General features: G+C 62.9%; 12 protein-coding genes. 2 read left to right on the forward strand and 10 right to left on the reverse strand.

Annotated elements, in window-relative coordinates:
* Nucleotides 1-48: 48 nt before the first annotated feature.
* From KY459_00980 to KY459_00990, 3 genes are read right to left on the reverse strand one after another with little or no spacing between them, the layout of a single operon-like run.
* Nucleotides 49-495 carry a DNA-binding protein gene (locus tag KY459_00980; protein MBW3563283.1) on the reverse strand — a complete coding sequence of 149 codons (447 nt, stop codon included), beginning with the start codon at nucleotides 493-495 and terminating at the stop codon, nucleotides 49-51.
* A gap of 22 nt (nucleotides 496-517) precedes the next feature.
* Entirely contained in the window at nucleotides 518-1,612 is a 1,095-nt protein-coding gene (locus KY459_00985) for a mandelate racemase (GenBank protein MBW3563284.1), read from the reverse strand.
* Nucleotides 1,609-3,363, reverse strand: coding sequence for a pyruvate oxidase (locus KY459_00990; GenBank protein ID MBW3563285.1), 1,755 nt, complete (start codon nucleotides 3,361-3,363; stop codon nucleotides 1,609-1,611). The genes KY459_00985 and KY459_00990 overlap by 4 nt, the downstream gene beginning before the upstream one ends.
* Before the next feature lie 226 nt (nucleotides 3,364-3,589).
* Between KY459_00990 and KY459_00995 the strand changes: the two genes are divergently transcribed.
* Nucleotides 3,590-4,660: a sodium:calcium antiporter gene (locus tag KY459_00995; GenBank protein MBW3563286.1), complete on the forward strand. Its 1,071-nt coding sequence runs from the start codon at nucleotides 3,590-3,592 to the stop codon at nucleotides 4,658-4,660.
* Here KY459_00995 and KY459_01000 read toward each other — a convergent pair.
* The 5 genes from KY459_01000 to coxB are packed head-to-tail and all read right to left on the reverse strand — an operon-like array spanning nucleotide 4,607 to nucleotide 10,338.
* Nucleotides 4,607-5,902 carry a c-type cytochrome gene (locus KY459_01000; protein MBW3563287.1) on the reverse strand — a complete coding sequence of 432 codons (1,296 nt, stop codon included), beginning with the start codon at nucleotides 5,900-5,902 and terminating at the stop codon, nucleotides 4,607-4,609. The genes KY459_00995 and KY459_01000 overlap by 54 nt on opposite strands.
* Entirely contained in the window at nucleotides 5,899-6,453 is a 555-nt protein-coding gene (locus KY459_01005) for a cytochrome c oxidase assembly protein (protein MBW3563288.1), read from the reverse strand. Before KY459_01005 ends, KY459_01000 begins: the two co-directional genes overlap by 4 nt.
* Nucleotides 6,450-6,833: a hypothetical protein gene (locus KY459_01010; protein MBW3563289.1), complete on the reverse strand. Its 384-nt coding sequence runs from the start codon at nucleotides 6,831-6,833 to the stop codon at nucleotides 6,450-6,452. Before KY459_01010 ends, KY459_01005 begins: the two co-directional genes overlap by 4 nt.
* Nucleotides 6,830-9,376 (reverse strand): cytochrome c oxidase subunit I, encoded by a 2,547-nt coding sequence (ctaD, locus tag KY459_01015; GenBank protein MBW3563290.1) that lies wholly within the window; start codon nucleotides 9,374-9,376, stop codon nucleotides 6,830-6,832. Before ctaD ends, KY459_01010 begins: the two co-directional genes overlap by 4 nt.
* Nucleotides 9,373-10,338: a cytochrome c oxidase subunit II gene (gene coxB, locus KY459_01020; GenBank protein ID MBW3563291.1), complete on the reverse strand. Its 966-nt coding sequence runs from the start codon at nucleotides 10,336-10,338 to the stop codon at nucleotides 9,373-9,375. The genes ctaD and coxB overlap by 4 nt, the downstream gene beginning before the upstream one ends.
* A gap of 23 nt (nucleotides 10,339-10,361) precedes the next feature.
* On the opposite strand from coxB, the gene KY459_01025 reads away from it, so the two are divergent.
* Entirely contained in the window at nucleotides 10,362-12,194 is a 1,833-nt protein-coding gene (locus KY459_01025; GenBank protein MBW3563292.1) for a glycoside hydrolase family 15 protein, read from the forward strand.
* Nucleotides 12,195-12,303: 109 nt separating this feature from the next.
* On the opposite strand, the gene KY459_01030 is transcribed toward KY459_01025, so the two are convergent.
* Entirely contained in the window at nucleotides 12,304-14,721 is a 2,418-nt protein-coding gene (locus KY459_01030; GenBank protein MBW3563293.1) for a transglycosylase SLT domain-containing protein, read from the reverse strand.
* Entirely contained in the window at nucleotides 14,718-15,188 is a 471-nt protein-coding gene (locus KY459_01035) for a hypothetical protein (GenBank protein ID MBW3563294.1), read from the reverse strand. Before KY459_01035 ends, KY459_01030 begins: the two co-directional genes overlap by 4 nt.
* Between the last annotated feature and the right edge of the window lie 157 nt (nucleotides 15,189-15,345).

Here is a 15,345-nt window from a genome sequence, read left to right on the forward strand (position 1 = left end):
TCGATCCGCGCTTTGAACCGCCGCTGAGAGGTGGCGATGCTGCGATGATCACGAGCCACCAGAGGCGCCCTTGATCGCGATCAGAGACAGCTTCGTGCTCTCGTCCTTCTCCCGCCGGAGCTCGCTTCGATAGTCGAGCAGGTGCATCTCCAGTGTCGGGAAGACGTGGCCTTCGATGAGATGGCCGCCGATCGTGCTCCCATCCCGCCGGCCGAGGACGACATGGGCGTGGATCTTCGTATCGTCGCCTTCCAACGCGATGTCTCCCATCAGCGACAGAACTTCAACCTGCTCGCCGACCGAGATGTGATCGTAGTCGCGCTTGTCCGGATTCCAGAACGCAACGACGGCACGCTGAAAAGCGCCGATGGCCGCAAAACGGCCGCCGCGAATCGAATGCTCCTGCGCGAAGTTCCGCAGCGTATGGACCACCTCGTCGCCTTTGTCGAAGACTAGAAAATGCGGACGAGTATCGGTAAAGCTTTTCAATTTCATACAGCCTCCTTCGGTCTGGAGATCATGCGATCCTCCACTGGTCTGCATCTGCTGACTTCAACGCCACGCCGTGTCCGGGACGATCGAGCGGCGGGTGCAGCAGACCGTCTTGGGCGGCGACAAAGCCGTCCAGCAGCATCGATTCGATGCGGACGTGGTCGTGGAAATATTCGACGTGGACCAGCGGCGACGATGCCGCGGCGGCGTGAAGATGAATTGACGGCGCACAGTGGGCGGACAGCGGGACGTGTCTCGCTTCACAGAGCGCCGACGCTTTCATGAAACCGCTGATGCCGAGACACCGCGTGGCGTCGGCCTGCAGGATATCGACGCTGGAAGCGTCCAGCATCGCCGCGAAGTACCACGGATCGTAGCCGTATTCGCCCGCGGCGATCGCCATGCCCATCGGAGCGTGACTCCGGACCCATCGAAGTCCTTCCCGGTCATCGGAGCTCACGGGCTCCTCGAACCAGACCACGTTCGATTCCGCAAAACGGTTCGCAGCGGCAACGGCCTGGTGTCGGGAGAGCGCCCCGTTCGCATCGACCATCAGCGCACAGGAGGTGCCGATCGCCTTTTTCGCTCCCGTCACGCGTTTCGGATCGTCGTGCGGTGCGCGGCCGACCTTCATCTTCACCATCGTGAACCCGTCGGCCACCCAGTCGCTGAGTTGCCGCTGCAGCGCCTTCTCATCGAGTGAGGTGAATCCCCCGCTGCCGTATGCCGGGACGGCGTCGCGAACCTGGCCGAGAAGTGTGACGAGCGGCTGGTCGAGTAGTTTCGCTTTCAGGTCCCACAGTGCCGTGTCCACGGCGCTGACGGCGTGGGCACCGATGCCAGGCCGCCCGATGTTTCGAAGATCGGCGGACATCGACCGCCAGGCCGCTTCGATATCCATCGCCAGATGGCCGCGGAGCAGATCCGCAAAACGCCTGTTGACGATGGAGGCCGCCGTCACGTCGGCATAGCTGTATCCGAAACCGTTGCGACCACCGGCATCGACCTCGACGCAAACCATCGTCGTCGAGTCCCATTCGTACGTCCCGTCACTTTCGGGAGCTTCGGTGGGAATCCGATAAGCTGTCGCGCGCACCGAGTCGATGCGCGCGTCGGTCACACCATCTCCTTCACTTTGTTCTTGAAGACGGTGGCCATGATCTTCTTCCGATCGGGCTCTCCCTTTGCCAGCGACTCTGCGAAATGCAGCGCCTGCTCCGGCGTGATGTTTGCCGGCATCGGCGGCTCGAACGGATCGACGACAGCCTCGATGACGACCGGCCCGGGAGCGTTCAGCGCCTGCTGGAGCTGATCCCCGCAACGCTCGGGGTCGTCGATGCGGATTCCGGTCGCCCCGCAAGCTTCGGCGATCTTCACGAAATCGATCGGATGCAGCGCGCAGGCGTACTCGGGATTGCCCAGGAACACCATCTGCTCCCATTTGATCTGGCCGAGCGTATCGTTCTTGATCACGATGACTTTGATGGGCAGGTTGTATTTGACGGCGGTCGCCATCTCACCCATGAGCATCGTCATGGCCCCGTCGCCGACGAAGGCAATGGATTGCCGATTCGGATGAGCGATCTGCGCGGCGATGGCGTAGGGCAGCCCGCAGGCCATCGTGGCCAGATTTCCGGACAGCGAATACATCTGGCCGCGACGCACCTTGATGTGCCGCGCGAACCATGTCGCCACCGTCCCGGAATCGCAGGAGACGATCGCGTCGGAGCTGAGCCGCTTCGATAACTCGGCCGCGACGACCTGAGGCTTCAGCGGCTTGTCCATCCGCGTGGCCCGCGTATCCATCAGTTCCTCCCACTCCTTCATCCCCTTCTGCGCTTTTTCGAGGAAGCTCCGGTCGTCCTTCTTCTGCAGGAGCGGCAGAAGTTTGCGGATCGTCTGTTTCGTGTCGCCGACGAGGCCCACTTCCACCGGATATCGAAGTCCGATCCGCACGGGGTCGCAGTCGATCTGCACGCCGCGCTTTTCACCCGGCTTCGGAAAAAATTCGATGTAGGGAAACGACGTCCCCACCATCAGAAGCGTGTCGCAGTTTTCGATCGCCTCCTCGGACGGCTTTGTGCCGAGGAGACCGATGCTCCCGGTCGTGTAAGGGCTGTCGTCGGGAAGGACTGCTTTTCCGAGAAGCGGTTTGATGACCGGACTGGCCAGGGTTTCGGCGAGTTTTTCGATTTCCTCGGTGGCGCCGAGCGCGCCGCGGCCTGCCATCATTGCGATTTTCTTTCCGGAGTTGAGCACGGCTGCCGCTGCTTGCAGGTGTTCGTCGGCAGGAACGCCGCCGCCGCGCGCGAGGACGTCCGTGTCCGCATGCCGTTTGACGTTCCGTTTTGAGCGCGGCCCGCCCTCCTGCTCCTGCAGATCTACAGGGAAGTTGATGTGCGTGACGCAGCCGTAGGCCAGCGACGTCCTGCACGCCAGATGGGCGACGTTCTCCACGTGCGCGGCGCTCATCACACGAACGCTGTAAGGCGCTACGTCATCGAAGAGCTTGTCGAGATCGACGTCCTGCTGCGCGTAGGTGCCGATGAGATCGTGGAAGTGGTGGCCGGTGATCGCCAGCACCGGCTGACCGTCGAGCTTGGCGTCGTAAAGGCCGTTGAGTAGATGAATCCCGCCCGGGCCCGACGTTGCGAGGCAGACGCCGAGTTTGCCGGTGTATTTGGCGTAGCCACAGGCCATGAACGCTGCCGATTCTTCGTGCCGGGCCTGGATGAACTGGATCTCGTCCTGACGCTGGCGAAGCGCTTCCATGATCCCGTTGATGCCGTCTCCGGGGAGGCCGAAGATTACCTTCACGTCCCAGTCGATGAGCACGTCCACCAGAATTTCTGCTGCGTTCCTCGAAGCCATCGGTCCTCCTTTGCGACGAAATGCAGGGATTCGAAGCAGGACGCGTGCCTCAGTGCTGAAGCAAGGAGGAAGGGATTCGGTCGATGTCGGTCTCGCGACCTGCCGTTCCGGCGGGTGCTGACGAAGTAGCAGACACATCGCGACAACCGCAAAAAAAGATCTCAGTCGCGGCATCGGGAAACGGGTCATCTCATTTCCGGCGCCGACTTTGCTGCATCGCGTCATCGTGCAGTGGTTCAAAGATCTGCCGCTCTGGGGAAACATCGCCGCGTTTGCCGTGGGTTGCATATTCGTATGGTTCGCAGGCACCCGCCTCTCGCGCGGCGCCGATGCGATCTCCGGTCGTACGAAACTCGGTGAAGCGTTCGTGGGCGCGCTGCTTCTCGGCGGCGCGACATCGCTCCCCGAGATCGCGACGACGGTCAGCGCGTCGGTGCTCGGCCGCGCCGACATCGCCGTAAACAACATCTTCGGCGGCATCGCCATGCAGGTAAGCATCCTGGCGCTCGCCGATGCCGTCATAGGCCGCGGCCCCATCTCGGCGAGTTACCGCCATCCCGGAGTTCTGTTGCAGGGCACCCTGCTCGTATTTGTACTGACGACCGCTACGGCCGCGATCGCCGTCGGCGACACTCTTCTCGCGGGTTTCGGAATCTGGACGCTCGCAATCTTCGTCTTTGTGATCCTGGGTCTGGTCCTCATCAAACGATATGAGCAGAACCCGACGTGGAAACCGATAGAGCTCGAGGAGAAACGGCGTCGGGACGAGGCGGAAGAAGCGGAAGACGAGAAGACGGTTCCCGGCAAACGATTCCGCAGGATGTCGATGCCACGGCTCGTGACGGACATGACGATCTCCGGTCTGGTAGTGCTCGGCGCCGGATTCGCCGTGACCCAGTCGGGGGAACAGATTGCCGAACAGACCGGGATCGGAGGCAGCTTCGCCGGCGCCGTCCTGCTCGCAATCGCGACGTCACTGCCGGAAGTGAGCACGACAGTCGAAGCGGCGCGGCTCGGTGCTCGGATGATGGCGATTTCGAACATCTTCGGGACTAACCTGTTCGATGCGGCTCTACTGTTCGTCGCCGACCTCGGTTACGCCAAAGATGCGGCTGTTCTCAACGAGGTCGGCAGCTTCGCCCAGGTCGGCGCACTCCTCGGGATCGCGTGCACGACGATCTACATGGCTGGCATACTCGAGCGCAAGGATCGATCGTGGCTGCGCCTCGGCCCCGACTCGATCCTAGTGCTGATGGTCTACGGTGGGGGCCTGGTGCTGCTCTACACCCTGCGTTGAAGGAGTGCGGGCGTCCTCACCCGCGCCCGATAACGATTCGTAGTACGCCGCCACAGCCTGCATCTGCTCTTTTGTGAGCCGCGGCGCGACTTCCTGCATCAGATGTGCGTAATGCGTTCCGCCGCGGTGCCCCTTTTCGAAGAGCTCCAGCTGCAGCACGATGTATTCGGCGTATTGGCCGGCCAGCATCGGGTATTCGCGTTTCGGATGCGGATGCGTCGGGCCGTGGCAGTCGGCACATGCCGGAACCTTCTGCGCCGGCACGCCGCGATGAGCGATTTCATAGCCGGGGCTCGACCCCTCGTCCGGGAGTGCGAGGTCGGCTCCGTGTGTCCCCACCGCCGGCTCCAGACTCGAGTAGTACTCCGCCATCTCGTTCATCTCTTCGTCCGACAAACCCGCCGCCACCGGTTCCATCAGTCCGCTGTGACGATCGCCGCGTTCATACGCTTTCAGCGAATTCACCAGATAAGCGGCATGCTGCCCGGCGAGCTTCGGGAACGCCCCGGAGCCACGGCCGCGGCCATCGGCGCCGTGACAACGGGCGCACCGTTCGCGCACGACGCGCGGAAGATTTTCGGGTCCGGTGAGATCCTCGATCGGCGCGGCAGCAGCGCTGGGCGGCGAAGGGCCGAACGCGAGCTGGTGATATTCGGCGGCGTCGAGCTCAGGCATGGCCAGGAGAAACGCCACCATCGCCCAAACTTCATCGTCGCGGTTCTTCGCCGGCCAGGCCGGCATGCCGGTGAACTTGATGCCGTGTTTGATGATCGAGAACAACTCCTCCTTCGAATACTTCGAGATCGCTTCCGGCAGGTAGGGCGGATGCGGCGTCATCGCCGCGGCTACGCGCGGATGGTGCAGCTCCGGACTGCCGTGGCAGGGACGGCAGGTGGTCTCGTATTGCCCCGCACCCTTGAGAACGTTCGCAGACCGGTTGAGATCTGGAGGAGCCTCGACGCCGAGGCTCTGCGTCGAAAAGCCGCGAATCTTCGAGAACTGAAAGAACCACCGCACGGGCGGCAGATGTTCGGAGCTCGCCTTCACCGGAATCAGACCCAGCAGAACCAGCAGCACACCGGTCACTCCGGCCGCAGCGATGAGCAGCGCTGCGCCGATGAAGCGCTGCCGCCACTTTCGTTGCACCTTCGGCTCGCGATCGCGCCGTTCCGGCAGAAGCGAGAAGACAACGATCAATGTCCCCCATACGATCGTGTCGATGAACTGGCGGAGCAGCTTCATGCGTTCTGCTCCCGGAGAAGCCGCAGCGTCAGCCACAGGCCACCGAAAAGATAAGAGACCCCGCCGATCAGGAGCATGATCGCGCCACCGAGGTGCTGGTCGGGGAGTGATGTGGCGTGAGCGTAGAGGGAGCGCGGCGTCAGCGCGAGAAGAGCACCGAGCAGCGTCATGTGCATCGACGTGAGGAGAAGCGCAACGATGCCCGTTCCAATCCGATGGAGCGACGAGATCCAGACGAGCAGACCAGCTGCGAAGAACATCGACTGTTCGACGACCATCACTCCCGGCCCATGTCTCGCCGACATGTGCAGCGCCGGCGCGTGCCAGGCCCAGACGACGATCAACTCGACCAGCGAGAGAGGAATCGGCGCGAACATCGCTGGAAGTCTCCGCGGCCCGATTCCGATGGCGATCAGCGGTGCGGCGACTGCCACTACTCCCATGTGCAGTGTCATGTGTGCGGAGAACGAATGCGCGGCGAGCTCCGGCAGAGGACCGAGCCACAGAAACGCCAGCAGCGCAATTCCGCCGATCAGGGCTGCGGCTTTCACCGGCAACTCCTGAATACGATGGCCACGAAGGCCGCGTAGATCACCGCCACACCACTCAGACCGGCCAGCAGCATCGTTGCGAAGCCGAGGAATCGACGGCGATCGGCGGGCGTGTCGTCGTCGTGAGGGAGATGAGCATCGCCGAACCGGTGGCGGCGATAACCATCCCATCCGTTCCACGCGATCCCGACCAACGCGACGGCGGTGAAAACCAGGATCGCCCATCGAATCGGCTCGAGCGTACCAGTGCGCGCCACATACTTCGCACACCAGATCGCCGCCGTCACGTAACAGAGCATGAAATGCGCGGCCCAGATCGTCGGCGAAGCGATCAGCCGCCAGAGACTTTCTTTCCGTTCTGCGAGTGATTGCTGAGTCATTTCACCAGCGGGAAGCCCGCGATCGTCAGCACGGTGACGAGTGCCGTGATTGCAACGAAGTGCCAGAACAGCACGACGTTGTGGATTTCGATGTCGTAGTGCGCGGTCATCTTTCCAGCCAGACGCCGAGCGAAACAATACAGATGCATGATCACGCCGACCACCGCATGCCCCGCAGTCCAGATGCACAGAAGCCAGACAGTCGCCGGATAGACGTGTGTTTTCGGATCGAGGCCCGTCAACCACGGCCCCGCCAGCATCGACGCCCCGCCCGCGAGCGCGAGCGTGATCGCGCCGAGCGTCGAACCGTAGTAGCCGCCCGCTTTGCCGGCGCTATTGAACCGGCGGGCGAGCAGGCCGAGGCCCCACGATCCGAGGATCAGCGCGAGCGCGATCGATGGCCACAACACTCCGGGGCCTGTCGCGTTCTCCGGCGGGAAATCGGGATGGATCGTCCAGTAGAAGAAGTAGGCGAAGATGAGGCAGGCGAATGCGGTGGAGATGGCCAGCATCGTGATCAGCACCGCCCACCATCCGACCGAGCTCGGTCCCGATTCATAAAGCGGCAGCTTCAGCCCAAGGCCGACGTCTTTCTCCTCCTTCTCCGGAATCTTCGCCGTACCGATCCAGAGCCAGTAGCAGATCACCAGCGTCCCCGCGACCAGACTCATGATCGCCGGCATCCACAGATAGAAGGTCCCGAGAATGAAGAAGCCCCCGATAGTGACCGCAGCGAGCAGCGGAATGAAGCTCGGTCCGGGCAGCCGAAGGCACTGCTGCGGTGTCGCATCAATCGGACTGGTGACGATCGTTTCGCGCTCCATCTCTTCGGCATCGGGGAGATAGAAGCGCCCCTGATCGACGTCGCGCAGGAAGTTCGGCTGATCCCAGATCGGATACCGGCTGTCGATCTCCGGAATCGTACGGATGCCCCATGCCTCCGGCGGCATCTTCGGCACCCATTCCAGCGTGCCCGCGTTCCACGGATTTCGTTCGGACATCGGATCGTTTTTCTTCGGCCGCACGACGTCCCAGACGATGATCGCGATCCCGATGCCGAGTATGAATGCGCCGATGGTCGAGACGAGGTTGAGCGTGTCCCACCCGAGATTCGACGGATACGTGAATACGCGGCGCGGCATCCCTCGCAGACCGGTGAAGTGCATCGGCAGGAAGGCGATGTTGAATCCGATGAACATGAACCAGAAGGCGATCTTGCCGAGCTTGTCTGAAAGCTTTTTGCCCTTGAGAAGCGGGAACCAGTAATAAAGCCCGGCGATGATCGGAAAGACGGCTCCGCCGATCAGCACGTAGTGCAGGTGCCCGACGACGAAAAACGTGTCGTGCGCCTGAAAGTCGAATGATGCCAGCGCGATCATTACGCCGGTCAAACCACCGAGAACGAAGATGGCCAGCGTACCGAACACGTAGAGTATCGGGACCGAACGTGCGACACGTCCCGCGGCCATTGTGGCGATGAAACAGAAGATCTGCACACCTGTCGGGATGGCAACGGCCTCCGACGCGGCGGAGAAGAGTCCCAGCGACACTCCGGGCAAACCGGTCGTGTACATGTGGTGGACCCACAGACCGAAGCTGATGAAACCCGTGCCGACCGCGGCGAGAACGATCCAGCTGTAGCCAACGATGGGACGGCGGGCAAACGTCGGAATGACCATCGCCAGGATGGCAATGGAAGGAAGAAAGATGATGTACACCTCCGGATGGCCGAACAGCCAGAAGAGGTGCTGCCACAGCACCGGATCGCCGCCTCCGGCGGGGTCGAAAAACGGCCACTTGAACGCCCGCTCGACTTCGAGCAGCATGCTGCCGGCGATCAGCGGCGGAAAGGCGAACAGCACCATCGCCGCCGCGACGAGCACGTACCAGCAGTAGAGCGGAATGAGATTGATGCGCATCCCGGGGGGACGGCACTTGAGCGTTCCCACGATCAGCTCGACGGCGGCGGCGATCGCGGCGATCTCGATGAACGAGAAGCCGAGAAGCCACATGTCGGCGCCGACCCCCGGCTGGTACTTCGATGTCAGCGGCGGATACATGAACCAGCCGCCGCGCGGAGCGGCGTCGAAGAGCAACGATCCGGAAAGGAATACGCCGCCGATCAGGAAGCACCAGAAGCCGAAAGCCGAAAGGCGGGGAAACGGCAGATCGCGAGCGCCCAGCATCTGCGGCATGAAGATGACGGCGATCGACTCGAAGACCGGGATCGCGAAGAGGAACATCATCACCGACCCGTGGACGGTGAAGATCTGGTTGTAGGTTTCGGCGGAGACCAGGTCGTTTCCCGGCCGGGCGAGCTGCAGCCGCATGATCAGCGCGAGCAGGCCGCCGTACAGAAAGAACAGAAACGCGGCTCCCGTGTACCACACCCCCACCTCGGTGTTGTTGACGGCCGACCAGTACTTCCATCCTTTCGGCGCCGCCCACACTTCGCGCAGCCGCTCTTCCTGTGCCCGCTGCAGCTCCTGCGGGGGCTCGTACGGAAGCGGTTCGGGATCAGCGGCTGGGGTTTTCGGCTTCATTCCAGAGATTCCAGATATGCCGCCACCGCGGCGAGCTCCTCGCGAGGGAGCATCCCGAACGAGGGCATGTGCACGCCCGGTTTGACGGCGTCGGTACGCTCGATCCAGCGCGCGAACTCTGACGAACGGTTCGGGATGATGCCGGCGCCGAGCGTCAGCCGGCTGCCGACGTGCGTCAGGTCAGGTCCGACCAGGCCATCAGCGCTCGTTCCCCGGATCGTGTGACACGCCGGGCAGCCGTTGGCAAAGAACAACTCCCGCCCCTTCGACGGATCGTCGCGGGCCGGCGCGCGCTGCTCTTCGAGCCAGCGCGCGAAGTCCTCCTTCTCCATGACCACGACAGGAAAAGCCATGAGCGCATGCGAGGTTCCGCAGTATTCAGCGCACTGGCCCCGATACGTTCCGGTGGCCGTCGGATGGAGGACGAGACGGGTGCGGCGGCCGGGAATCATGTCCATCTTTCCGCCGATGTTCGGAATCCAGAAGGAATGGATGACATCGGAGCTTTCGAGATGGAACTCGACCGGCTCATCCACCGGCAGGCGGATCTCGTTCGCCAGATCGACCGGAGCTCCACCGGCAGGAAAATAGCGGACGCGCCACCACCACTGCTCTCCCGTCACGAAAACGCGCAATGTGCCGTCAGGTGCGGATGCCAGAAGAGGCGGCATCATGCTGAGACCATAGAAGAGGAGAGCGGCGAGAACAACCGTCGGGAAAACCGCGCCGCCGCCGACGATCATCATGGCCGTGCGTCGTCCGCCCGTGTCGGGGTGGACTTTGTAGGCCCAGAACGCCAGCGCCAGCACTCCGGTCCAGATGACGACGGCGCCGGCAGTCATCCACCAGAACAGCGCCGCCAGATCGTCGGCGCCGCGCCCCCGCGGCATCAGCGCGGACTGCGGCCCGGAGCATCCGGCGAGCAGAAGGATGCCTGCGAGACCAATCGCCGATCGAACCATGACCGGGAGTGCGTTCATGTCGAATGCCATCCGGACTTGCGGCTAGACTGTGCGGCGTGCAGGAGACTCACTCGAGGATCGAAGACTACGCGCTCATCGGAGATCTGCAGACTTGTGCGCTCGTCAGCCGCAGCGGATCGATCGACTGGCTCTGCGTCCCCCGGTTCGATTCCCCCGCCTGCTTCGCCGCGCTGGTCGGGAGTTCCGAAAACGGCCTATGGGAGATTGCTCCGCGGGACGAAATCCGCAGCGTGAAGCGTCGATATCGCGGCGATACGCTGATTCTCGAGACCGAATTCGAGACTGCCACCGGTCGCGTGCGGGTGATCGACTTCATGCCGATCCGCACCAGCGAAGTTGATCTCCTGCGCATCGTCGAGGGACTGGAAGGGCGGGTTCCGATGCGCATGGAGATGAAGATCCGCTTCGACTACGGATCGATCGTGCCGTGGGTACAGGCGATCGACGGCGGCATCCGCGCCGTCGCTGGTCCGGACACCATCTACGTGCGGGGCGAAGCGCCGATGCGCGGCGAAGGTCTCACCACCATCGCCGAGTTCGAAGTGGCGAAGGGGGAAAGTGTTTCCTTCGACATGACGTGGATGAAGACGTACGACGGCGACCCGAAGTTGCCGCAGGCTCATGAACGGCTGCGCCGCACCGAGGAGTTCTGGCGCGAGTGGTCGGGTCGCTGCACGTACGACGGGCGATGGCGCGATTCCGTGATGCGCTCCCTCATCACGCTCAAAGCGCTGACGTACAAGCCGACGGGCGGCCTCGTCGCGGCCGCGACGACGTCGCTTCCCGAACACATCGGCGGTGTCCGTAACTGGGATTACCGCTACTGCTGGTTGCGCGACGCCACGTTTGCGCTGTACGCGCTGACGGTCGGCGGCTATACGGACGAAGCGCTGGCATGGCGCGAATGGCTCGTCCACGCCGTCGCCGGCCGGCCGGAGGAGTTGCAGATCATGTACGGGATCTCCGGCGAGCGGCGGCTGACCGAGCTCGAACTGGATTGGCTCGATGGTTACGAAGATTCACGGCCGGTCCGAATCGGCAACGCTGCCTATCAGCAGCATCAGCTCGACGTCTACGGCGAAGTCATGGATGTGCTGCACTTGACGCGGAAGCTCGACCTTCCGCAGGACGACAACACCTGGCGTGTGCAGTCTGGTCTGCTCGACTATCTCGAAAAAGGATGGAAAGATCCCGATGAGGGAATCTGGGAAGTACGCGGCCCGCGCCGCCACTTCACGCACTCCAAAGTGATGGCGTGGGTGGCGTTCGATCGCGCGATTGCCGACGTGGAACGATTCGAATTCGAAGGACCACTGGAGAAGTGGCGCGCGACCCGGGAGGAGATCCGCACCGAGGTGATGGAGCGCGGCTTCAATCGCGAGCTGAATGCTTTCGTGCAGTCGTACGGTTCGAGGGAAGCCGATGCCAGTCTGTTAATGCTCCCCTCACTCGGGTTCATCGACGCGAACGATCCGCGGATGATCGGAACCGTGGCGTTGATCCGGAAGCAGCTGCAGAAGGACGGCCTCATCAGCCGCTACCGCCCCAACCCGGAGATCGATGGCCTGCCTCCCGGTGAAGGGGCATTCCTTCTCTGCACATTCTGGCTGGCCGACGTTCTGGCGCTGCAGGGACATTATGACGAGGCGACGGAGATCTTCGAGCGGCTCGTCGCGCTGCAGAATGACGTCGGCCTCCTCTCCGAACAGTACTCTCCCTCGACCCGCCGCCACCTCGGCAACTTTCCGCAGTTGTATTCGCACGTGGGCCTGATCAACACCGCGCGCAATCTGCAGCGCCGCGGCGGACCGGCCGAAGATCGCCAGAAGCACTGAGACCTCGAACCGCCTGCGCCTCCGCGATGCGGAGTCGGCGGCTCACGAGCCGGGTTTTCCTGGTGACCAGGACCGAGACGATGACTGGGTCGTCGAAGTCAACCACGTATCATTGGAGGTCCTGTTCCGGGTTCTCCCTCGCATCGGCGAAAAGTGAGTCGCCGTAGATCTCGGCATAACGCTGGTAGCTGTTGAGGACCTTTCTCACGTAGTGTTTGGTCTCGTCGAAGTAGATCGTCGCGAGAAAGTAGTCGTCGCCGTCGCCGGGTGCCAGGCGAGACCAGAGCTTCGACTGTGCGGGACCGGCGTTGTACGCCGCTGCGGCCTTGTAGCGGTTGCCATCGAACTCTTTCATCAGGTCACCGACATAGCGTGCCCCGAGCCTGATGATCGTCTCGGGCTCGTAGAGATCTTCGGAGCGGAGACCTTCGAGTCCCAGCTTCTCTCCGATCTGGCGGGCGGTGAGGAAAATGAACTGGAGCAGTCCACGCGCGGCCGCGGGGGACTTCGCATTCGGGTCGAACCGCGATTCTTCCCGCATGATCGAGATCAGCAGCCTCGGATCGGCACCATGTTCCTGCGACTCCTGCCAGATCAGATCCGAGAAATAGTCGGGGTAGAGAAGCTTCCGGATCTCGATTGGCAACAGATGAGGAGAGAAATCGTCGGGTACGCGATTCATCAGGATCTCGGCGGCGCGAACCGAAGGGCGCGTCCGGCCGCCGAGCCGGTCGACGATCGCCCGCGTGAGCGCAGACTCCAGGGAGTTGAGTGGGTAGAGGTCGTCGACGTAGCTGGCGGCTTCGTCGTACAGACCCATGGCGATCAGCCGCTCCCCTTTCGATCCTCCCTCCAGTGGCAAGCTCGGCAGCTCCGCGGGTGTGGCGCGGAGAACCGCCGAGTATTGGGGAAAGAGCGCGTAGATCTGGCCCAGACGGAGAAGCTCGGGTACGGAATGGTCGGACAGAAGGACGATCTCTCGCTGGATGTCCCGCGCATCTCCCAACAGGCCGTCCTCGCGAGCCGTGGTGAGCGCGGTGCGGCGTCGCTCGATCGCAGCGTCCACCTGCTCGCGGATCTCCGGGACCTCGAAGCGTTCGTAGATGAAATGCTTGTAATGAGTGGCGACCGGCATTCTTAGAACGTCGAGATATTCGTCGAGTGCGCCGAGGGGATTTTCCGATTCGAGGGCGCGACCTCTCCAGTAGAGAATCTCGGCTCGCTCGTACGGATCGAGCCGTCTTCGATCGATTCTTCCGAGCACTTCGAGTGCCTCGGTATTGCGGCCCGCAGCCACGCAGGCGACACCGTATGCGAGCGAGGCGTCGATGATCGTCTCGCCACGCGGGAAGATCTTGCGGAGGTATTCGAGATCCGCGCGTGCGTCCGACCAGCGACCTCCCTTCGCGCGTGTCCGCATGCGCTGGGCGAGGGATGCGGCGGTCGAGTCGTAGCTCCCACGCACACGGATCGAGTCGGCCATCAGACTTTCGGCGACATCGTCGTTGCCCTGGAGCTGCGCGGCGCGGGAGGCGTGGTAGAAGAATCGCGACTGCCAGGCTCGCGAGCGCGCCACCCGGGCGGCGTACCGATAGGCTTCCTCGGCGCTTGCGAAGTCCTCGTTGAAGAAGTGCGCGCGGCCGAGCGCGAAGTTGATGTCGTCGAGCCTCCCCGGAATCGCCTGACGGAGGGGTCGCAGCAGCTCGATGGCGTGCCCGAAGTGGCGGTGGCTCGATGCGGTTCGAGCGATGAGGTACCGCTGCTCGGCGTTGAGCGAAGCGGCGACGTTCTCCCGCTCGAACAGCTCCAGAATGCGCTCCGCGGCATCGTCGGTATGGCGCCGGGCAAGAAGCGCGAGACCCGCACCGATTGCGGTGCTGCGATCCTCCTCGAAGAGTGCCACGATCGCCATGGCTTCGCTTTCCCGGCGGGTCGATTCCGGAATGGCCGAAGGGAGCGATCGCACCCAGGAGAGTGCTGCGGAAGGGTCGGCGTGCTCGACGAGATAGGCGAGCTCTTCCTGGACGGCAGGAATGGCGTAAATGGATCCGGCGTGTCCCTCGATGAGACGCCGCCGGTAGCGCGAGGCGTTCTCCTCGTCTCCGGTGCCATCGAGCGCTCGGGCGGCGTGGTAGAGGGCGAGCTGCGGATAGTCACCCTCCTCGATCTCCGGGTCGAGCAGATCGAGCGCTTCATCCCATTCCTCCGCCGCGGTCAGCGCCCGAGCGTGCAGGTAGCGCAGCTCGTGCTTCTCGTACGCCGTGGGATCGTTCGCGGCGAGCCATTCGAGCTCGTATGCGAGATCCGCCCAGGCGTCGCCCCGCGTCATCGCCGAGATCAGCTTCGTCCATTCTTCGGGTGGCGCCTCGAAAAGTCTCGGCTCCCGCTCGACCCCGACCGCATCGGCGATGCCGGTCAGCACATCCCCGCCGATGCGCCCCCGGCGGTAGGCGACGAACAGAGCAACGATCAGAATGATCGGGATGAGAATGCCTGCGGTTGTGAGAATCCAGGTTCTTCGGTTCAAGGCCGATCTTTCCGGTCCAGGGTGCCGGAAATCAACGCATGCGGCGTTCGGCGGAGGATTTCACGCCTCGCGATCGGATAGCCCATCACCGTATCCACCACCATTCTTCGCCCCTCCTGATCGACGAGGATCAGAATCTTTCGGCGAATCTCGTGGACTTCGACGACGTCGCGCCACGACAGCCACCCGTCCGGCCGGCCGAACAGAGAGAGAAATCTGTTTCGGTACAGGAGTCCGTGGGGGCTGACATAGATGCGATCGCCGTAGTGCACGAGGGCTGATGCAATCGTTCCGAGCACCAGCAGGGTGAACCCGAGAAAAGGCAGGAATCCGATGTTCCCCGGACCTCTCGAGAGATAGTCGAACAGCAGAGCCGCGGACGCGAATACTGCAGCGCAGGAGATGATCCTGGCCACGGGTGTCCTGTCGAACACCAGGGTCGTTTTCGCCATATCGAGCTCGGCCACGGGGTCGTTCAGTTCAAAATCAGTTCCCGCTTTCTTTTCCACGATTACTGCAACGACTGAGTGGCCGGACACATTCGCCAGAATGACTGGCAGTGCGGAAGGGTTAGAGAGCCAAACCTTCGTGGCGGGGGCCGCGTGACCCCCAACCGAGACCGGG

This window comes from Acidobacteriota bacterium (assembly GCA_019347945.1).
In the GTDB taxonomy this organism is placed as follows: Bacteria; Acidobacteriota; Thermoanaerobaculia; order Gp7-AA8; family JAHWKK01; genus JAHWKK01.

Excerpts from the sequence above, each read along its gene's own strand:
- KY459_00980 (MBW3563283.1), bottom strand. The coding sequence starts at position 495 with ATGAAATTGAAAAGCTTTACCGATACTCGTCCGCATTTTCTAGTCTTC.
- KY459_00990 (MBW3563285.1), bottom strand. The coding sequence starts at position 3,363 with ATGGCTTCGAGGAACGCAGCAGAAATTCTGGTGGACGTGCTCATCGAC.
- KY459_01000 (MBW3563287.1), bottom strand. The coding sequence starts at position 5,902 with ATGAAGCTGCTCCGCCAGTTCATCGACACGATCGTATGGGGGACATTG.
- KY459_01010 (MBW3563289.1), bottom strand. The coding sequence starts at position 6,833 with ATGACTCAGCAATCACTCGCAGAACGGAAAGAAAGTCTCTGGCGGCTG.
- ctaD (MBW3563290.1), bottom strand. The coding sequence starts at position 9,376 with ATGAAGCCGAAAACCCCAGCCGCTGATCCCGAACCGCTTCCGTACGAG.
- coxB (MBW3563291.1), bottom strand. The coding sequence starts at position 10,338 with ATGGTTCGATCGGCGATTGGTCTCGCAGGCATCCTTCTGCTCGCCGGA.
- KY459_01025 (MBW3563292.1), top strand. The coding sequence starts at position 10,362 with ATGCCATCCGGACTTGCGGCTAGACTGTGCGGCGTGCAGGAGACTCAC.